Source organism: Teichococcus coralli, assembly GCF_009829925.1.
In the GTDB taxonomy this organism is placed as follows: Bacteria; Pseudomonadota; Alphaproteobacteria; order Acetobacterales; family Acetobacteraceae; genus Pseudoroseomonas; species Pseudoroseomonas coralli.
Map to the genome: position 1 here is coordinate 384,612 of NZ_SNVJ01000001.1, position 20,180 is coordinate 404,791.

A 20,180-nucleotide genomic window follows, 5' to 3' on the forward strand; every position below is an offset into this window, starting at 1 on the left:
CTCGCAGGCGTGCCTCAAGCAGCCTGAGCCGCGCAAGGCGGCGGCGGTCACGGATGCCGATACTCCGGGGAGGTCCAGAAGTTTCCATGGGGGACATGCCCGGCTCTTCCGCCCATCAGGCTCCTTTCGGGCGAGAATGCGGCCTTTGGGATGGGCGCGGATGACCGCGCAGCCTCCCTTACCTTCAGCGCGGGAAGCGCTGCGCCATGGCGGACAGCCGCCGCCCGAGCTGTCAAATGCCCCCGGTGGGCCCGCGCTGAGGGTGCTGGTGCGAGCGGCGGCCGAACTGCTGGAGGCGCCCGCCGCCATCCTCCACCTTTCCTCCAGCGAGATCCTGCCCCTCCTGGTGGAGCACGCGGTGCCCCGCTCCCATCTTGCGGAGGCGCTCGCCTTCTGCGCCCAGGTCGCGCAGGCTGCGGAGATCCTGCCTGATGCCTGGCAATCCTCCGGCGCGCTGCACTTCTGCGCCGGAGTCCCGGTCGAATGGGAAGGACGGCCCCTTGGGGCGCTCTGCGTGTTCGACACGCAGCCGCGTCGGAGCACCCTGAGCGCGAAGCAGCACGGGCAGCTGCGCGAACTCGCCGGGCAAGCCAGCGCGCAGCTTGCACCACTCCTGGAGGCTGCAGCGGCCACGCCACGGCGCCGGCGGCGCGGCCGTTTCCGGGGAAATGGCGAGGAAGGTCTGCACGTCAGCCATGTGCACGTCAGCCGTGTGAAGGTGCTGCGGGAGGGCGGCAAGCCTGAGCCGGCGACCGAGTACCAGCGGCTCCTCGCCGCGCAGCAGGCCGCAACCCACGGCCCGGGCGACGAGATGACGATCTGGCGGGCCGTGATCTCGGCCGCCATGGGCGTGATTGGCTCGGCGGAGAGCGGCTGCATCGAGACGGAGGAAGGCGAGGAGCTGGTTTATCGCGTGACCGCGGGCAGTTGCACCGTGGGAACGCGCCTTCCCCGCCACCGCACGCTGTCCGGCCGCTGCCTGGATGAAGGGCGGATGCTGCTCTGCAACGACGTTCTGGCCGACCCGCAGAACGATGCTGCCTTGTACCGGAAGCTCGGCACGCGGTCGGTGATCACCGTGCCGGTGCCGCACCGGGGCGCCTTCGTCGCCGTGCTGAAGCTGGCCTCCAGCCGGCCCGATGCCTTCAGCGAGCGGGATGCCGCCCTGGCGCAGCTTCTGGTGGGCATCATCAGCGCGGGACTGAGCAGCCTCGCGGAGGAGCGCTCCCTGCAGGCCCTGCGGAGCAGCGAGATGCGGCTGCGGCTGATGGCGGATACCGTGCCGCAGATCGTCTGGCAGACTGACGCGGAGGGCCGGCTCGACTTCCTCAACCGGCGCTGGGCGGAGTTCACGGGCCTGCCCGTCGAGGAGGGCCTCTCGGGCAACCGCGTCCTTGACCTGCTGCACCCCGACGACGTGGCGGTCACGCTGGCGGCCTGGCGGGGTGCGAAGGCGTCCGGCCACAGCTTCCGCGTCAACCACCGCCTCCGCACCGCCGAAGGCGAGTACCGCTGGCTCCTCACCGTTGGCGAACCCCACCGCGACCCACGGACCGGCCGCATCCTGCGCTGGTTCGGCGGCTCCACCGACGTTGACGCCGAGTACCGCGCGCAGGAGACCATCCGCCAGCTCAACGACACGCTTGAGCAGCGTGTGGCAGAGCGTACGCGCGAGCGTGACCGGATCTGGCGACTCAGCCGGGACATGCTCGGCATCGCCGATGCGGAGGGCACCCTGCTCAGCGTCAACCCCGCCTGGACACGCACGCTCGGGTGGCATGAGGAGGAGCTGGTCGGCCGGCCGCCGGAGTGGATGGTGCACCCGGAGGATCGGCCGGCCACCTGCGCCGAGCTGGCGCGCGTGGCGCGCGGCGAGCCGCGCCCCCACTTCGAGAACCGCATCCGCACCGCCGACGGCGGCTACCGCTGGCTTTCCTGGAGCACGGCCACCGAAGGCGGGCTGGTCTACACGGTTGTCCGCGACGTCACGGCCGAGAAGGAGCAGGCGATCGCCCTGGCGCAAGCCGAGGAGCAACTCCGGCACTCGCAGAAGATGGAAGCGGTCGGCCAGCTGACCGGCGGGCTGGCGCACGATTTCAACAACCTGCTCGCCGGCATCATCGCCGGGCTGGAGATGCTGCAGACGCGCGTCGCGCAGCAGCGCTTCAAGGAACTGGACCGCTATATCCGCCTGGCTCGCGGCGCCGCCGACCGGGCCGCCGCCCTCACCCACCGCCTGCTTGCCTTCTCCCGCCGGCAAACGCTCGACCCGCAGCCGACCGACATGAACCGGCTGGTCAAGGAGATCGAGGAGCTGATCCGCCGCACCGTCGGGCCGGCCATCGCGGTGGAGCTCGCGCTCGCCCAGGATCTCTGGCTCACGCGCTGCGACCGCAACCAGCTCGAGAATGCCCTGCTGAACCTTTGCATCAATGCCCGTGACGCCATGCCCGATGGCGGACGCCTCATCATCGGCACGGAGAATGCGGATTTCCGCCACGGGCGCCCTCCCGCGCCGGAGATGAAGGCGGGGCAGTATGTCGCGCTCCGCGTGACCGATTCCGGCACCGGCATGGCGCCGGAGGTGCTCGCGCGCGCCTTCGATCCTTTCTACACCACCAAGCCGCTGGGCCAGGGCACCGGGCTCGGCCTTTCGATGGTGTACGGCTTCGCGCGGCAGAGCTGCGGCCAGGTGCGCATCGCCAGCGAGCCGGGCCGCGGCACGACGGTGGAGATCGACCTGCCCCGGCACCTCGGCGGGACGGATGAGGAGGCCGCCGGCCGGAGGCCGGCACCCCTCGGCCACGCCCGGCGCAACGAAACCGTGCTGGTGGTGGATGATGAGCCGGCCATCCGCATCCTCATGGCCGAGGCGCTGCGAGAGGTCGGCTATGCCGTCCTGGAAGCCGCGGATGCGGCGGCGGCGCAGCTCATCCTTGAGGGCGATGCGCGGGTGGACCTGCTGCTGACCGATGTCGGGCTGCCTGGTGGCATGAACGGCCGCCAGCTGGCCGATGCCGCGCGGGTGCGCCGGCCCGAGCTGAAGGTCGTGTTCATCACCGGCTACGCCGAGAAGGCGGCGATCGGCGAGGCCACGCTAGGGCCCGACATGGACGTGATGACCAAGCCCTTCAGCATGGAGGAGCTGGCGGCGAAGATGCGGTCGGTGCTGCGGCGGAACCGGCGATGACGGCCTCGCGGCGCCCTCCTTTGTAGCGCGCTCCTTCCTCGGAAGCGGTGGCGCGGAAGCGGGAGGCGCGCATGACCATCATCCTGACCCTGCTGGACCTCGCGGGCATCGTCGCGCTGTTGCTCTGGGGCGTGCGCATGGTGCAGACCGGGGTGCAGCGGGCCTTCGGGCCGCGGCTGCGGGTCGTGCTGGCGGCGGCGCTGGGAAGCCGGCCACGCGCCTTCCTGGCCGGGCTGGGCGTCACCACCCTGCTGCAGAGCAGCACCGCCACCGGCCTGATGGTGACGGGCCTGGCCGCGGGCGGCGTGGTCGGGCTGGTGCCGGCCCTGGCGGTGATGCTGGGCGCCAACATCGGCACCACGCTGATCGTGCAGCTGCTTTCCTTCGATGTCGCGAAAGTCGCGCCGCTGCTGGTGCTGGCCGGATTCCTGATGTTCCGCCGCGGCATGGCGACCCGCACGCGCGATCTTGGCCGCGTCGCCATCGGGCTCGGGCTCATGCTGATGGCGCTGCACCAGTTGCTCGCCGCGCTGACGCCCTATGAGGCGCTGCCGGCGCTCAGGGACGTCTTCGCGCTGCTTTCGGCGGAACCGGTGGTGGCGCTGCTGCTGGCTGCGGCGCTGACCTGGGCGGCGCATTCCAGCGTCGCCGTGGTGCTGCTGGTGATGTCGCTGGCCGGGCGTGGCGTGGTGTCGCCGGAAGCCGCGCTGGTTCTGGTGCTCGGCGCCAACCTCGGCACCGCGGCCAACCCCGTGCTGGAGGGCGCTCCGGCCGACGATCCCGCGGCCCGACGCCTGCCCCTCGGCAACCTGCTGATCCGCGCGCTGGGCTGCCTGGTGGCGCTGCCGCTGCTGCCTTGGCTGGCGCCGCTGCTGCTCGCCGCCGAACCCGATGCGCCCCGTGCCCTTGCCGACTTCCACACCGCCTTCAACCTGATCCTCGCGCTGGCCTTTCTCCCGCTGCTGCCGCCCTATGCCGCGTTGCTGAAGCGCCTGTTGCCGGCCCGCCTGGAGCAGGACGATCCCACCCGCCCGCGGCACCTCGACAAGGCCGCGCTGGAGGCGCCCGTGGTGGCGGTGGGTCTCGCGGCGCGGGAGGCGCTGCGGCTGGCCGACGTGCTGCAGGAAATGCTGCAGGGCGTGCGCGACGCCTTCGCCCAGGACAACCGCCGCCGCATCACCGAGACGCGGCGCATGGACGACGTGCTCGACCGACTGAACGGCGCGATCAAGGCCTATCTGATGGCGCTGGACCCGGAGGCGATGACGGAGGCGGACCAGCGCCGCGCCGAGCGCATCCTGATCTTCGCCACGCAGATCGAGCAAGCGGGCGACGTGGTGGACCGCAACCTGATGGCGCTGGCCGGCAAGCGTCTGAAGCGCGGCCTGGCCTTCCGGCCGGAGCAGCGGAAGGCGCTGCTGGTCATGGCGGACCGGCTGGCGGCCAATCTCGGCCTCGCCGCCTCGCTGTTCCTGACCGAGGACCGGCGGGCGGCGCGGCTGCTGGCGGAGGAGAAGGAGCAGTTCCGCGCCATCGAGCTGGCGGCGACCCAGGCGCATTTCGCCGCCCTGCGGCAGGGCCAGGGCGGCGTCGCCGAGGTGGACGCGCTGCAACTGGACATGATCCGCGACCTCAAGCGCGTCAACGCGCATCTGGTGGAGGCCGCGGCCTATCCGGTGCTGCGCAGCGAGGGCGCCCTGCTGCCGACGCGGGTGGCGCCGGAGCCCTAGGCGGCGCTGCGCTCCAGCAGCTCGATCCGCACCCCGTCGGGGCCTTCGATGAAGGCGATCTTGATGCCCGGGCGCGGGCTGCTGGGCTCGCCAAGGAAGCGCACGCCCTTGCCCTTCAGCTCCGCGATGATGTCGTCGAAGCCGGTGACGGCCAGGCCGACATGCTCGATGCCGATGAAGGGCGGAGGCGGCGCGGCCATCGTGCCGCTTGGCACCTGCTCGATGAACAGCGGCAGCCCGCCAAGGTCCATGACGATGCGCAGCGCCTCGCCGTTCTTCATCCGGGTGACCTCGCTGGCCTCCAGCACCTCGGCATAGAAGCGGGCGGCGGCCTCCGGGTCGGGGCTGCGGAGATGGATGTGGTCGCTCTTGAAGCGCGCCATGCGGGGGTTCCTTCCGTGTGACAGGGGCTTGCGGATTCGCCCGCCGAGTGTCCGGGCGATCGGGCCGGAAGGGAAGGCCGGCGCTTTCAGGCCTCGTCCGGCACTCCGCTGGCCAGCAGGCGCTCCCGGGTGGCGTGGCCGGCATCGAGGTGGCGCAGCATCAGCGCCGCCGCCGCCTCCATCTCGCCTGCCTCCACCCGTTCCAGGATGGCGAGGTGCTCACGGAACTGGCCCACGAGCCGCTCCTGGTCGGCGGCGATGACATAGCCCACCAATCGCCGCAGCCGGGTCAGGCGCTGCGCCGCATCGGCAAAGAAGCGGTTGTTGGAGGCCTGCATCAGCGCCAGGTGGAAGCCGGAATTCGCCTCGAAGGCCTCGCGGGGGCCGAGGCCGCGCGGGTCGCGCGCCGCCAGCGCCGCCTGTTCCCGCCGCAACCGGTCGGCGACGGCGGCCGGCAGAACGAAGCCGGGGTCCAGCAGCGCGGCGGGCTCGATGGCGCGGCGGAAGCGATGGGCCTCGCTGTGCCCCGCCTGCCCCTCGACCAGCGGCAGGAAGCGCCAGCCACCCGCCGGGCTGCGCTCGATCCACCCCTCTCCCGCCACCTGCTGCAGCATCCGCTCGACAGCGCCGCGTGGAGCGTCGTAGCGACGAGCGAGATCGGCGGTGCCAAGCAGTTCGGGCAGCGCCCCGGCCAGCCGCTCCCGCGCCAGGCGCCAGTAGAGGCGCTCGGCTGTCCGCTCCTCCGCGTCCAGCGGGATGGCCCCCTCCTCCGGCGCGGGGAGGCGCCGCAGCACCAGCCGGCGTTCCTCCCGCCCCAGCACGCCCCTCTCGGCCAGCAGGGCGATGGCGCCGCGCACCGGCGCGCGGGAGGTGCCGACGGCGCGGGCCAGCATCGCCTCGGTCAGGCGCAGGCCTGGCTGGGCGGCGCCGGCCTGGAGATGGGCCAGGATCGCGCGGGCGAGCTTGCGGTGCAGCGTGGCGGCGGAAGGACGCGACATGAAAGGCCCCGGCGGATCTGCGGCAGGCATGGCGGAATGGCACGGCGGCGTGAGCGGGCTGCCAGAATATTGTGTCTTATATATCTATAAAGTACATGCTGCCAGCGATGCGGCTGCCCCGAGCCGCCTGGAGTTGCCATGCCGTTCAGCGCTTCCGCCATGCCCGTCTCCACGCTCAACGGTCCGTTCGGCGCCTGCCGCATCGTGGACCTCCCCCACGCCGCCGGTGCCGCGCTGCCACGCATGCCCTTGTGCCACCGGGTGCTGCTGGAGAACCTGCTGCGCCAGCCGGAGCCCGGGGCGCGCGCCGACGGCCGCCAGGCCCTGCTGGACTGGCTGGCGACCGGCACCAGCACGGCGGAGATCCCCTTCGCGCCGCTGCGCATCCTGATGCACGACACCACCTGCGGCCCGGCGCTGGTGGACATCGCCGCGATGCGCGACGCGCTGGCGGAGGCGGGTGGCGACCCCCGCCTGCTCAATCCCTCCGTGCCCGTGGCGACCTCGACCGACCATTCGCTGGCGGTGGACGTTTCCGCCGTGCCGGACGCCCTGGCACACAACATGGCGCGCGAGATGGAGCGCAATGCCGAGCGCTACCGGTTCATGAAATGGGCCGCGCAGACGGTGCGCGGCTTCCGCGTCTTTCCCCCCGGCACCGGCATCATGCACACCATCAACCTGGAGCGGCTGGCCACCGTGGTGGCCACGGGGCAGCGCGACGGCGCCACCTGGGCGGTGCCGGACACGCTGGTCGGCACCGACAGCCACACGCCGATGGTCAACGGCATCGGCGTGCTGGGCTGGGGCGTCGGCGGCATCGAGGCCGAGGGCGTGATGTTCGGCGTGCCCGTCTCGTTGCGCGTGCCGGAGGTGTTCGGCGTGCGGCTGCGCGGCGCCCTGCCGGAAGGCAGCTTCGCCACCGATCTTGCGCTGGCGGTGACGGAGCTGTTGCGCAAGGCGGGCGTGGCTGGCGAGTTCGTCGAGTTCTTCGGCCCGGGGCTCGGCTCGCTGACCGCCGGGCAGCGCGCGGTGGTGGCCAACATGGCGCCGGAATACGGCGCCACGACGGGAATGTTCCCGATCGACGGGCAGACCCTCGCCTATCTGCGCGCCACGGGACGGGACGCCGCGCAGGTGGCGCTGGTGGAGGCCTATGCGAAGGCGCAGGGGCTCTGGCACGACCCGGCAAGCGAACCGCGTTACACGGAGGTGTTGGAGCTGGACCTCTCGGCGCTACGCCCTTCCCTCGCCGGGCCGCGCCGGCCGCAGGACCGGCTGGCGCCCGCCGAGGTGCCCGCGGCCCTGGCGGCGAACGGTACCGTCGTGGGCGGCCTGGCGGCGGAAGGCATCCCCTCCGATGCCGTGGCCATCGCGGCGATCACCTCCTGCACCAATACGTCCGACTTCGCCCTGCTGGCCGCCGCAGGGCTGGTGGCGCGGCGGGCGCGCGAGCGGGGGCTCACCGTGCCGAAATGGGTGAAGACCTCCCTCACCCCCGGTTCGCCCTCGGCCGAGCGGCGGCTGCGTCGCGCCGGGCTGCTGGAGGATCTGACGGCGCTGGGCTTTGGCGTCGCCGGCTATGGCTGCGCCACCTGCATCGGCAACTCCGGCCCGTTGCTGCCCGCCGTCCAGCGTGCGATGGAGCGGGAGGGGCTGAAGCCGGTGGCGGTGCTCTCCGGCAACCGCAACTTTCCCGGCCGCGTCCACGCGCAGCTTGAAGCGGGGCTGCTGGCCTCGCCGCCGCTGGTGGTGGCCTATGCGCTGGCCGGGCGCGCGGGGTTCGACATCACCGCCGGGCCGCTGGCGCAGGACAAGGACGGCAGGCCTGTCTTCCTGCGCGACCTTTGGCCGCGCAGCGCGGAGATCGAGGCCGCCACCACCGCCGCTGTGGACCCCGCCGACATCGCCGCGGCCGGGGCCGAGGCCGACGCCTCCGCCGCCTGGGCCGCGCTGGCGGCGCCGGCGACGCCGCGCTTCCCCTGGGACCCGGCCTCCACCTATCTGCGCCGCCCGCCCTTCGTGCGCCTCGGCCAGGAAGCAGCCACGGAGGGCGGCACGTTGCGCGCCCATCCGCTGATGGTGCTCGGCGACGACATCACCACCGACCACATCTCCCCCGCCGGCGCGATCGCATCCACCAGCGACGCGGCCGCCTGGCTGGTGGAGCATGGCGAGGACCCGCGCGACCTCAACGTCTACGCCTCCCGCCGCGGCAACTGGGAGGTGATGCTGCGCGGGCTCTTCGTGAACCGCACGGTGGTGAACCACCTGCGCCCCGGGCTGGAGCCGGGCCATACGGTCTTCGCCCCCACCGGCGAGGTGCTGCCGGTCTGGCGCGCCGCCGCCCGCTATGCCGCGGCCGGGCTGCCGGTGCTGCTGCTGGCCGGCGAGCGCTACGGCACCGGCTCCTCGCGCGACTGGGCGGCCAAGGGGGCGCAGTTGCTCGGCGCCCGCGCGGTGCTGGCCAACAGCTTCGAGCGCATCCACCGCGCCAACCTCGTCGGCATGGGCGTGCTGCCGCTGCAACTGCCGGCCGGCTGGCGCCCGGAGGCGCTGGGCCTCGCGCCTGGCGACACGATCGAGATCGGCTGGGACCTTTCGGCCCTCGTCCCGCGAGCGGCGGTCCCCATCGCCCTGCGGCGCGCCTCCGGCGAGCGGCGGGAGGCGATGGCCACCGCCCTGCTGGACACGTCGCGCGAGGTTGCTCTGGTCCGGTCAGGCGGCATGATCCCGATGATCCTGCGGCGCGCGCTGGAGGCCAGCCGGGCGGCAGGATCCCACCCAGCCTGAGCGCTGCCCCGTTGCGGAGCGGCGGCCGCTGATCCAGGCTGCCCTCCTCACACGAGGCGGCAGGGAGGGGAAGGCGCGATGCGGGGCATGGTGGTGGCGGCGCAGCCGGAGGCGGCCGAGGCCGGGGTCGAAGTGCTGCGCCAGGGCGGCAACGCGGTGGACGCAGCCATTGCCTGCGCCTTCAGCCAGGGCGTGGTGGACCCGCAGATGTGCGGCATCGGCGGCTTCGGCGCGATGCAGGTCTGCCTGCCGAAACAGGGCGTGCACACCGTGCTCGAATTCTTCGCCCGCGCGCCGCTCTCCGCAACGCCCGGGATGTGGGCGGACAAGTTCATCGGCCAGTCGCGCGACGGCTTCGTCTTCCTGCTCAGCGACCAGTCGAACGACATCGGCTACGGCTCGGTGGGCACGCCGGGCAACGTGGCAGGCTACCTGGAGGCGCTGAGCCGCTTCGGCTCCATGCCGCTGCGCCAGGTGATGCAGCCGGCCATCGCGCAGGCGAAGCGCGGCGTCATGGTGCGGCCCTACATGCACTACTACTGGGCCATCGACCATGGCGGCGACGGCCAGGTGAACGTCGAGGACAAGCTGCGCTTCAGCGAGACCGGCCGGCAGGTCTATTTCCGCAGCAACGGCACGCTGAAGCGTCCGGGCGACATGCTGCACAACCCGGACATGGCGCGCACGCTGGAGCGCATCGCCGAAGGAGGCACCGAAACCTTCTACCGCGGCGAGATCGCCCGCGAGATCGCCGCCGACATGCAGGCGCGCGGCGGCGGCGTCACGCTGGAGGACCTCGCCGCCTACCGCGTGCGGGAAAAGGCGCCCTGCTGGGGCCGCTACCGCGGGCTGCGCGTCGCCTCCAACCCACCGCCCTGCGGCGGCGGCTCGCTGATCGAGCTGCTGCACATCCTCGGCCATTTCGAGCTCGGCGCGCTGGAGCACAACGGTCCCGAGCACCTGCGCATCCTCGCCGAGGCGATGAAGTGGATGACCATCGACAAGGACGCGCATATGGGCGACCCGGACTTTGTCGATGTGCCGCTGGATCGTTTGATTTCCGACGACCATGCGGCGGCGCTGGCGGCGCGCATCCGCGCCGGCGAGAAGGCCAGCGTGCCGCGCGACGGCGAGCCGAAGGACCCGCCGGACACCACCGTGGTCTGCGTGGTGGATGCCGAGGGCAACGCGGTCTCCCTGACCCACACGCTGGGCATTCCCTCGGGCGCCATCACGCCGGGGCTGGGCTTCATGTACAACGGCTGTATGAGCGGCTTCGATCCGCGCCCGGGCCGCGCCGCCTCCATCGCGCCGGGCAAGGGCCGCGCCAGCGCCATGGCGCCCACCATCCTGTTCGAGGGCGAGCGCCCCAGCCTGGTGCTGGCGGCGCCGGGCGGCACCTTTATCGTGCCCGCGCTGGCACAGGCGATCAGCAACGTGGTGGATTTCGGCATGGGCATGGCCGAGGCGGTCGCCGCACCGCGCATCGTGGCGCTGAGCGACACCATCGACGTGGCCAACCGCATTCCACACGGCGTCGCCCATGCGCTGGAGGCGACGGGCTACCCGGTCGCCCGCTCCTATCAGAGCTACGCCTTCGGCGCGCCGCATGGGCTGCTGATCCGCAACGGACGCTGCACCGGCGGCGCCGACCCGCAGCGCGACGGCATGGCGCTCGCCGCCTGAGCGGCCAGCGGGCGGGCGTCTGCCTCCATGCGGCGCAGCGGCTGCCCGGCCCGGCGGCAAAGCCCACCCGCGAAGCCGCCGGGAGAGGGAAATTCCGGCTTGCCTCTTTGCGCCCGGGCGGCTCCCATGCGCCGGCCGGCCGAGGCGGCGGAACGAGGCGCGGCGGCCGGGCCGCGCTCCGGAAAGGCGTTCGGGAAGCCCGCCCGCGGCGCGCACCGCGCGGCATCCCGGCCGTTCGTCGCGCATTCCGCTCCGCCCCGGCCATTGACTTCCGAAGATAGAGTCTGCTCATGCCCGCCATGTTCATCGCCAATGCCCGCATCGTTGACGGCACCGCCCCCGAGCCCACCGGCCCGCAAGGGGTGGTGATCGAGGATGGCCGCATCCGTGAAGTGTCGCCCAGGGCCCGCGCCCCGCAGGGCGCGGAAACGATTGATCTCGGCGGGCGCGTGCTGATGCCGGGGCTGATCGACTGCCACGTGCATGTGGTGGCGGTGGAGGCCAGCCTCGCGCGCAATGCCACCCTGCCGGATTCGCTGGTGGCCGCCCGCTCCATCCGCCTGCAGCATGAAATGCTGATGCGCGGCTTCACCACGGTGCGCGACGTCGGCGGCGCCGACCTCGGCCAGGCGCTGGCGGTGGAGGAAGGCACCGTGGTCGGCCCGCGCCTCATCATCTCCGGCAAGGCCCTCAGCCAGACCGGCGGGCATTGCGACTTCCGCGGTCCGTTCGACGACACGCCGCCGCGCTTCTCCCGCCGCCTTGGCGCGCTCGGCCGGCTCTGCGACGGCGTGCCCGCCGTGCGGCAGGCGGCGCGCGAGGAGATCAAGGCCGGCGCCCGCTTCGTGAAGATCATGGCCAATGGTGGCGTCGCCTCGCCCACCGATCCCATCCACTTCCTGGGCTTCTCCCGCGAGGAGATCACGGCCGTGGTGGAAGAGGCGAACAACGCCGGCACCTATGTCTCGGCGCACCTCTATACCGATGCGGCGATCCGCCGCGCCGTCGAGTGCGGCGTGCATTCGCTGGAGCACTGCAACCTGATCACCGAGGCGACGGCGCGCCTCGCCGCCGATCGCGGCGCCGTGGCGGTGCCGACCCTTGTCACCTACGACAAGCTTTCCGAGGAGGGCGAGGCGCTTGGCATCGGCGCCGAGGCGGTGGGCAAGGTGGACGACGTGCGGCTGGCGGGGATGGAATCCCTCACCACCATGCAGCGCGCCGGCCTGCCCATGGCCTATGGCAGCGACCTGCTCGGCCCGATGCACCGCCACCAGTCCGAGGAATTCGTCATCCGCGGCCGGGTGATGCCGGCGCAATCGGTGATCGCCGCCGCAACCTGGATCGCCGCGCAGCTCTGCCGCATGGAGGGCGAGATCGGCTGCATCGCGCCCGACGCGCATGCCGACCTGATCGTAGTTGACGGCAACCCGCTGGCCGATCTCGCGCTGCTGACCGGCCAGGGTCGCCACATGCCGCTGATCGTGAAGGGCGGCGAGGTGGTGAAGCACGAGCGTTGGTGAGGCAGGAACCCAGCCGATGACCAAGCAGCACATGCCGCGGGAGCGGCCCTGATGGACGCCGCCCTGCTCCGCCGCGCGCTGTACCGCGGCAGCATCGCCTTCGCCTTCCTGCTGATGCTGGCGCCGGTCCTCACCGTCGTCACCATCAGCTTCTTCCGGCAGGAGATCGTCAGCTTCCCGCCGGAGGCGCTGACGCTGCGCTGGTATGTCAATGCCTGGAGCCAGCAGGAATTCGCCCGCGGCTTCATCACCAGCCTGGAGGTTGCGGCGCTGGCGACGCTGATCGGCGTGCCGCTCGGCACCGCCGCCGCCCTGGCGCTGCAGCGCAGCGGGATCCGCGGCAAGGAGGCGCTGAACGCGCTGCTGCTCGGGCCGCTGGCCGTGCCCGGGGTGGTCGCCGGCACGGCGCTCTACATGTTCTATCTCCGCGCCGAGTTCTGGCTGGACCGGGATATCACCGCGACCCTGGAGGGGCTGGTGGCCGCGCATGTGCTGCTGACCATCCCCTGGTCGGTGCGCCTGGTCTCGGCCAGCCTGGCGGGGCTGGACCGCTCGGCGGAGGAGGCGGCGGCCAACCTCGGCGCCCGGCCGCTGACCGTGTTCTGGCGGGTGACGCTGCCGATGATGCGGCCAGGCATCGTCGCCGCCGCGCTGTTCTCCTTTATCCAGAGCTTCGAGAACCTGGAGCTGACGCTGCTGCTGGTCGGGCCCGGGCGCACCACCCTGCCTGTCGCCATGCTGAGCTACCTGGAGTTCCGCATGGACCCCACGCTCTCCGCCGTCGCCACGGTGCAGATCGTGCTTGTGGCCGCGCTGATGCTGCTGACCGACCGCTTCGTGAAACTTTCGAGGGTTGTATGACCCGCCCTGTGACCCGCACCGAAGGAGCGCGCTGATGGGAGATCTGGTGCTGGAGGCGCTGACCAAGCGGTACGGCGGCACGGTGGCGGTGGATGGCGTCGACCTGGACGTGCGGCAGGGCGAGATGGTGGCCCTGCTCGGCCCCTCCGGCTGCGGCAAGACGACGACCCTGCGCATGGTCGCCGGCTTCATTCCGCCCAGCGCCGGNGACGACCCTGCGCATGGTCGCCGGCTTCATTCCGCCCAGCGCCGGCCATGTCCGCATCGCCGGGCAGGACGTGACGCGGCGGCCGCCCTATGCCCGCGACACCGGCATGGTGTTCCAGTCCTACGCGCTGTTTCCGCATATGAGCGTGGCGCAGAACGTCGCCTTCGGGCTGGAGATGCGCAAGGTCGGCCGCGGCGAGCGCGAGACGCGGGTGGTGGAGGCGCTGCGGATGGTGCGGCTCGACCATCTGGCCGACCGGTTGCCTGGCCAGCTCTCGGGCGGGCAGCAGCAGCGCGTGGCGCTGGCCCGCGCGCTGGTGGTGAACCCCGCCGTGTTCCTGCTGGACGAGCCGCTCTCCAACCTGGACGCCAAGCTGCGCGGCGAGGTGCGGATGGAGATCCGCGGCCTGCAGCAGCGCCTTGGCCTGACCACCCTGATCGTGACGCACGACCAGGAGGAGGCGCTGACCATGGCCGACCGGCTGGTTGTGATGGAGCGCGGCCGGGTGCGCCAGGTCGGCACCGCCGAGGAGCTGTACGAAAGCCCACGCGATCCCTTCGTGGCCGGCTTCGTCGGCCGCTGCAACCTGATCGAGGGCCAGCCCGAGGGCGAGGCCGGTTTCCGCGCCAGGGGCGGCGCGCTGCTGCCCCGCGCCGCCGGCACGCCCTCCGCCAGGGGGGAGATGGTGCTGGCGCTGCGGCCGGAGCGCATCACCCTCGCCGCCCCTTCGCCGGGCGAGGGCGCCGCGCGGCTGGAGGCCATCACCTATCTGGGCGCGCAGACCGAATATGTGGTGGACTATGCGGGGACCTCGCTCGTGGTGATCCGGGCGACCCCGCCGGAGGGCGACCCGCTACGCCGCCTCGCCCCGGGCGACGCCGTCGCGCTTACCTGGGATGCCGCCGCCGCCCGGCTGCTGCCGGCCCAATGAATCGCCGATAACAGGGAGACAAGAACCATGACCATCACCCGCCGTCTGGCGCTTTCCGGGGGCGCCGCCACCCTCTCCGCCCTGACCGCCGGCCTTCCCGGCCTTGCCCGCGCCGCCGATGGGCGCGTCGTCGTCGGCACCTGGGGCGGCGACTACGGCAACCTGCTGCGGCAGAACATCGACGAGCCGCTGGTGCAGCCCAAGGGCATCGAGGTGCTGCAGGACGTCGCCAGCGCCGATCCGCGCAAGACCAAGATGCTGGCCGAGCGCCAGGCGCGCCGCGGCACCTATGACATTTCCTGCCTTTCCGACACCGACATGTACCTGGTGCAGCAGCAGAGCACGCTGCAGGACCTGGACAAGGGGCGGCTAAGCCGCTCCGAGGCGGTCATCCCGGCGTTGAAGAAGAGCTACGCCATCCCGCACATCTATTCGGCGCTGGTGCTGCTCTACAATCCGGACAAGGTCACCACCAAGCCGACGGCCTTCGCCGACATGTGGGATCCAAAGTACAAGGGCCGCGTCGGCTTCTCGGACATCCTCTACAACACCAACACCCTGGCGGCGGCGATGGCCGGCGGCGGCGGCGTGAGCGACTACAAGCCGGCCGAGAAGATGCTGCTGGAGATGCGCAAGCTCGATGCCAAGGTGTATCCCTCGAACGAGGCGCTGGCGGCGGCGCTGAAGTCGGAGGAGGTGTGGCTGACGCCGATGTGGCTGGCGCGCGGCTTCATGTGGAAGCAGGCCGACATCCCGGTGAAGCACGTGGTGCCGAAGGAGGGCGCCTATTCCATCGTCTTCGAGGCGGCGATCCCGAAGAACGCCCGCAACGTGGACAACGCCTATACCTACCTCGACGCCATGCTGCAGCCGCAGGCACAGACCGCCTTCGCCCGCAAGATGGGCTACCTGCCGACGGTGAAGGACGCCAAGCTCGACGCCGACCTGATGCAGGAGATCAGCCTGACGGAGGAGGAGGAGAGCCGGCTGGTGCAGCCGGACTACGATTACCTGCAGAAGCACCTGAACGAGTATCTCGACTTCTGGAACAAGCAGTTCAAGGCCTGAGGCATGGCGGCGCTCATCCTTCCCGCGGGACTGCTGGTGGTGGCGCTCATGGTGGCGCCGATGCTGCTGCTGGCCCGCATCTCGTTGAACCAGTTCAGCCCCACCGAAATGATGGTGGAGGCGATGAGCGCCGAGAACTACCTGCGCGCGGTGCAGGACCCCTACTACCGCTCGGTCCTGCTCACCACCATGGCGGTGGCTTTGGGCTGCACGCTGCTTTGCCTCGTGCTCGGCTTCCCCACCGCCTACTGGCTGGCGCGCATGCAGAGCCGCTGGAAGAGCCTCGCCACGATCCTGATCCTGTTTCCGCTGCTGGTCGGCAATGTGGTGCGCTCGGCGGGTTGGATCGCGCTGCTCGGCAACGACGGCGCGATCAACGCCGCGTTGCAGGGGCTGCACCTGACCGATGCGCCGCTGCCGCTGCTGTACAACGCCTTCGCGGTGGTGGTGGGCATCGTCGCGGTGGTGCTGCCCTATATGATCCTGACGCTTTCGGCGGTGATCGAGGGCATCCCGCGGCAGGCGGAGGAGGCGGCGGCCAATCTCGGCGCGCGGCCGCTCACCGCCTTCCGCCGCGTGGTGCTGCCGCTGGCGATCCCCGGCGTGGCGGCGGGCTCGGTGCTGGTGTTCATCCTGTGCATGAACGCCTATGCCACGCCCGTGCTGCTCGGCGGGCCGCAGTTCAAGATGATGGCGCCGGCGGTCTACGACCAGTTCGTGCGCGGCAACAACTGGCCGTTCGGCGCCTCGCTGGCCTTCATCCTGCTCTTCGTCACCATGGTGCTGACGCTTGTCGGGTCGGCACTGATCGGGCGTCGCTACCGGCGCTGACCACCAGGAGGGGGTGCTGCCCCTCCCGGAATTCCCAGCCGGGGGCAGCCCCCGGCCACGGCCCGAGTTCTGGAGGAACCGTCCATGACTGACGACCCGATTGCCGCCGCCGCGCCTGGCGAGGAGATGACCGCCCGCAACGCGAAGAACGGCATGCCGCCGCTGGCGCCCGCCACCGCGATGGAGCATGGCGCCGGTCCCTTCCGCCGGCTGATCCTTCGCGGCGCAACGGTTATCGACGGAACGGGCGCACCGCCCTGGGGCCCGGCCGACATCGTCATCGAGAACGACCGCATCGCCGCCATCGTGCCGGTGGGCGTGCCGGGCAAGCCGATCAGCCCCTCCCGCCGTCCCCCCGCCGACGGCGCCGAGGAGATCGACTGCCACGGTCGCTTCGTCACGCCCGGGCTGATCGACTGCCACGCGCATATCGGCGTGCCCTATCACGGGCTGCATGGCGGCGCCTCCCCGGCCAGCTACGTCTACAAGCTCTGGCTGGCGCATGGCGTCACCACCATCCGCGAGATGGGCTGCTTCAACGGCCTGGGCTGGGTGCTGCAGCAGAAGCAGGCCTCGGCGGCGAACGCGATCACCGCGCCGCGCATCCTGGCGCATCCCTACTTCCCTGGCGTCAACGACATGCTCAAGACGATCCACACGCCGGACCAGGCCCGAGCCTGGCTGGCGGGGGTCCGCGAGCGCGGCGCCGATGGCGTGAAGTTCTTTGGCGCGCCGCCCGCGCTGATGCAGGCGGCGCTGGCCGAGGCCAAGGCGCTTGGCCTGCGCACCGGCTGCCACCATGCGCAGCAGGCGGTGACGCGGATGAACGCGCTGACCACCGCGCGCTGGGGCATGACCAGCGCCGAGCACTATTACGGCCTGCCGGAAGCGCTCTACGAGCGCCGCATCGTCGGCGACTACGCGCCCGAGTACAACTACAACGACGAGTACTACCGCTTCTCCACCGCGGGCCGCACCTTTCCGCAGGCCGCCGAACCCGGCAGCGCCAAGTGGAACGAGGTGATGGAGCAGTTCCTGGAGCTCGACTTCACCTTCGTGCCCACCTACACCATCTACGACGCCAACCGCGACGTGATGCGCTACCGCCGCGCCGACTGGCACGACACCTACACCTGGCCCTCGATGTGGCGCTTCTTCCAGCCGGCGCGCGGCGGGCATGGCTCCTACTGGTTCCGCTGGTCCACCACCAACGAGATCGAGTGGAAGCAGCACTACCAGCTGTGGATGCAGTTCCTCAACGAGTACAAGAACCGCGGCGGCCGCGTCTGCACCGGCAGCGATTCCGGCTTCATCTACCAGACCTTCGGCTTCGGCTACGTGCGCGAGCTGGAGCTGCTGCAGGAGGCCGGCTTCAACCCGCTGGAGGTGCTGCGCAGCGCCACCATCCAGGGCGCCGCGCTCTGCGGGCTGGAGGACGAGACGGGCAGCATCGAGGTCGGCAAGGCCGCCGACCTTCTGGTGCTGGACGAGAACCCGCTCAACGACTTCAAGCTGCTCTACGGCACCGGCGCGATGCGGCTGAACGACGAGAGCGGCCAGGTGGAGTGGCGGCAGGCGCTGCGCCACACCATCCGCGCCGGCGTGGTGTTCGACGTGGCGGCGCTGCTGGCCGATATCCGCGACTCGGTGGCGGCGCAGAAGGCGCGCGAGGCCGAGCCGGCATGAGCGAGGCGCCAGCGCTCGCCCTTCCGGGCGAGTTCGTGCTGCTCGCCGGCTTCCTGGGCAGCGGCAAGACCAGCCTGCTGATGGACTGGCTGGCGCTGCCGGAAGCAGCCGACACGGCGGTGATCGTCAACGAGGCCGGCGAGATCGACATCGATGGCGCGGTGATCGCCACCAGCGGCCAACTGCCGATGGCGATGCTGTCCAACGGCTGCGTCTGCTGCACGCTGAACAACGACCTCGTCGAGACGGTGGGCGCGCTGCTGGAGGCGCGGGCGGAAAGCGGCAGCCCGCCTTTCCGGCGGATCGTGCTGGAGTGCAGCGGCCTCTCCATGCCCGGCCCGATCCTGCGCACGCTGGGCGCGCTGGCGCCACTCCGCATGCGGGTGCGGGTGCTGGCCACCTGCGATGCCGGGCAGGCGGCCGAGCGGGCGAAGCATTTCGAGGAGGTGGCGGCGCAGCTCGCGGCGGCGGCCACCATCGTGCTGACCCGGCTCGACCTCGCGGCTCCGGAGGCGCTGGCCGAGGCGCGCGCGCTGGTGGCCACCGTCAACCCCTTCGCCACGCTGGTGGAGGAGCCGGACCGCGCCCGCCGCGCCGCCCTGGCCTTCACCGCGCCGCTGCCCTCCGGAGCGGCGCTCGCCCCGCCGGCGGCAGCCGCCCTGCCGCATCCCCGCATCGCCACGGCGTTGGCGCGCTTCAGCGAAGGCGCCACGCTGGACGACAAGTTCGACTTCCTGGAGAACCTCGCCGCCTTCGCGGGGGACCGGATGCTGCGGGTGAAGGGCTTCCTCTACCCGGAGGCCGGGGCGCCGCCGCTGCTGGTGCAGGCGGTGGGCAGCCTTTTCACGCCGCCCGCCGCCCTGCCGGACGCCCGCGGCGCCGAGGAGGCCGTGGTGCTGATCAGCCGCGACCTGCCGCTTTCCGAACTGCGCGCGGCCTTCGCCGGCGCGCCCGTCACCTTCAGTGGCGTACAGCCCGGCCGGCCCGCGCTCAGGGCGCAGGCGGCCGGCTGAGGCGGTTCAGTCCGCGGCGCGGTCGGCATCCCGCGCGCCGGAGGCCCGGGCGTCGAAGCCCTCCGGCACCGCGCGGCCCTCGTCGGTGAAGGCCTTGCGCAGCGCCTCGACGTTCGGGCTGAAGATGGTCTTGCGGTTCTCCACCGCCCAGGCATGGGACGAGCGGACGGTGTCGAGCGACTGCTGGAAGCGCGGCATCACCCAGCGGGCGAACAGCTCGTAGCTGCGCCAGGTCTGCTCCCTGTCCGCCCAGTCATTGGCGCGGAACAGGAAGCCGCCGAAGCCGCCCTCGCTCTTCTCGATCAGGTTCTGGATGCCGCGCGCCACCGTGTCCGGCGAGCCGACCAGGGTGCTGCCGGACTTCACGCCGTCGGTCAGCGGGTCCTCCGAGCGGCCGGGGGGGCGGCCCAGCGCATCCTCGAAGTAGGTGACGGTCTCCATCCGCTCGCCGATCCGCACCTCCTCCATCGCCTTCTCGTCGGTCTCGGCGACATGGACGTTCATCACCAGCCGCCAGTCGGCGCGGCGGACGGTCTTGCCGTGCTTGGCCGCCGCCTCCTCGGCGATGCGCCACTGGCCCGGCAGCGCCGCCGGGCCGCCCGGCATGCCGGCGCCGAGCGAGAGGATGCCAACGCCGTGCTTGCCCGCCACCGTCGGACCGGAGGGGGTCAGGGTGCTGGCTACCGCGATCGGCAGATGCGGGTCGCTGTAGGGGCGGAGATGGAGCCGGGCCTCGTTCATCTCGAACCAGTCCGTCCGGCGCGTCACCGGGCCGTCGCAGGCCAGCAGGGCCATGATGGCCTCCAGCGCCTCGTCCATGCGGCGGCGCTGGGTGGCGGGGTCGATGCCCAGCATGTAGGCGTCGGAGACCAGGGCGCCGGGGCCGCAGCCCAGCATGGCCCGGCCGCGAGTCATGTGGTCGAGCTGCACGAAACGCTGCGCCACCAGGAAGGGGTGGTGGTAGGGCAGGCTGGTCACGCCCGAGCCGAGGCGGATGTGCTTCGTCCGCTCGGCCGCGGCGGCGATGACCAGCTCGGGCGAGGCGATGATCTCCCAGCCCGCCGAGTGGTGCTCGCCGATCCAGGCCTCGTCATAGCCGAGCCGGTCGAGCCACTCGATCATCTCGATGTCCCGCGCCATGGCGAGGGTGGGGTTGTCGCCGAGCCGGTGGAAGGGCGCGAGAAAGATGCCGAATTGCAGGCCACGCTTCGCCATGGTCGTCCGTTCTCCCCATTTGCGGGAAGCTTTGCGCGTTTGCGCGGCGCTGCCAAGCACAGGG

The 20,180-nt window shown here is 71.6% G+C and carries 14 protein-coding genes; 11 read left to right on the forward strand and 3 right to left on the reverse strand.

The annotated features are described in order from the left end of the window. The first annotated feature begins 268 nt into the window (after positions 1-268). Positions 269-3,190: a PAS domain S-box protein gene (locus E0493_RS01795; RefSeq protein WP_160935185.1), complete on the forward strand. Its 2,922-nt coding sequence runs from the start codon at positions 269-271 to the stop codon at positions 3,188-3,190. Positions 3,191-3,261: 71 nt separating this feature from the next. Next, complete coding sequence (locus tag E0493_RS01800) at positions 3,262-4,920, forward strand: Na/Pi cotransporter family protein (RefSeq protein WP_160935186.1); 1,659 nt, start codon at positions 3,262-3,264, stop codon at positions 4,918-4,920. On the opposite strand, the gene E0493_RS01805 is transcribed toward E0493_RS01800, so the two are convergent. Together E0493_RS01805 and E0493_RS01810 are read right to left on the reverse strand one after the other, a co-directional pair. After that, complete coding sequence (locus tag E0493_RS01805; RefSeq protein WP_160935187.1) at positions 4,917-5,303, reverse strand: VOC family protein; 387 nt, start codon at positions 5,301-5,303, stop codon at positions 4,917-4,919. The two genes, E0493_RS01800 and E0493_RS01805, sit on opposite strands and share 4 nt — an antisense overlap. Before the next feature lie 86 nt (positions 5,304-5,389). Next, positions 5,390-6,301, reverse strand: a complete 912-nt coding sequence (locus tag E0493_RS01810; protein ID WP_160935188.1) for an FCD domain-containing protein — start codon at positions 6,299-6,301, stop codon at positions 5,390-5,392. A gap of 138 nt (positions 6,302-6,439) precedes the next feature. Between E0493_RS01810 and acnA the strand changes: the two genes are divergently transcribed. The 9 genes from acnA to E0493_RS01855 all read left to right on the forward strand — a co-directional run bounded on the left by acnA (position 6,440) and on the right by E0493_RS01855 (position 18,901). Beyond that, positions 6,440-9,094 carry an aconitate hydratase AcnA gene (gene acnA, locus E0493_RS01815; RefSeq protein ID WP_160935189.1) on the forward strand — a complete coding sequence of 885 codons (2,655 nt, stop codon included), beginning with the start codon at positions 6,440-6,442 and terminating at the stop codon, positions 9,092-9,094. A gap of 78 nt (positions 9,095-9,172) precedes the next feature. Next, positions 9,173-10,780, forward strand: coding sequence for a gamma-glutamyltransferase (gene ggt, locus E0493_RS01820; RefSeq protein ID WP_160935190.1), 1,608 nt, complete (start codon positions 9,173-9,175; stop codon positions 10,778-10,780). Positions 10,781-11,070: 290 nt separating this feature from the next. Further along, positions 11,071-12,303, forward strand: coding sequence for a metal-dependent hydrolase family protein (locus tag E0493_RS01825; protein ID WP_160935191.1), 1,233 nt, complete (start codon positions 11,071-11,073; stop codon positions 12,301-12,303). Between the two features lie 51 nt (positions 12,304-12,354). Further along, positions 12,355-13,164, forward strand: a complete 810-nt coding sequence (locus E0493_RS01830; RefSeq protein ID WP_160935192.1) for an ABC transporter permease — start codon at positions 12,355-12,357, stop codon at positions 13,162-13,164. 221 nt (positions 13,165-13,385) lie between these two features. After that, positions 13,386-14,303, forward strand: coding sequence for an ABC transporter ATP-binding protein (locus E0493_RS23675; protein ID WP_408888300.1), 918 nt, complete (start codon positions 13,386-13,388; stop codon positions 14,301-14,303). A gap of 27 nt (positions 14,304-14,330) precedes the next feature. After that, complete coding sequence (locus tag E0493_RS01840) at positions 14,331-15,371, forward strand: extracellular solute-binding protein (protein WP_160935193.1); 1,041 nt, start codon at positions 14,331-14,333, stop codon at positions 15,369-15,371. A 3-nt stretch (positions 15,372-15,374) separates the two neighbouring features. After that, the gene (locus E0493_RS01845) at positions 15,375-16,202 is read left to right on the forward strand and encodes an ABC transporter permease (RefSeq protein ID WP_160935194.1); all 828 of its coding nucleotides are present in this window, start codon (positions 15,375-15,377) and stop codon (positions 16,200-16,202) included. Between the two features lie 84 nt (positions 16,203-16,286). Then, on the forward strand, positions 16,287-17,888 hold the full coding sequence (locus tag E0493_RS01850; protein WP_160935195.1) for an amidohydrolase family protein: 1,602 nt from the start codon (positions 16,287-16,289) through the stop codon (positions 17,886-17,888). Continuing rightward, positions 17,885-18,901: a CobW family GTP-binding protein gene (locus tag E0493_RS01855; RefSeq protein ID WP_160935196.1), complete on the forward strand. Its 1,017-nt coding sequence runs from the start codon at positions 17,885-17,887 to the stop codon at positions 18,899-18,901. The genes E0493_RS01850 and E0493_RS01855 overlap by 4 nt, the downstream gene beginning before the upstream one ends. Positions 18,902-18,907: 6 nt before the next feature. On the opposite strand, the gene E0493_RS01860 is transcribed toward E0493_RS01855, so the two are convergent. Next, positions 18,908-20,116: an LLM class flavin-dependent oxidoreductase gene (locus E0493_RS01860; protein ID WP_160935197.1), complete on the reverse strand. Its 1,209-nt coding sequence runs from the start codon at positions 20,114-20,116 to the stop codon at positions 18,908-18,910. Between the last annotated feature and the right edge of the window lie 64 nt (positions 20,117-20,180).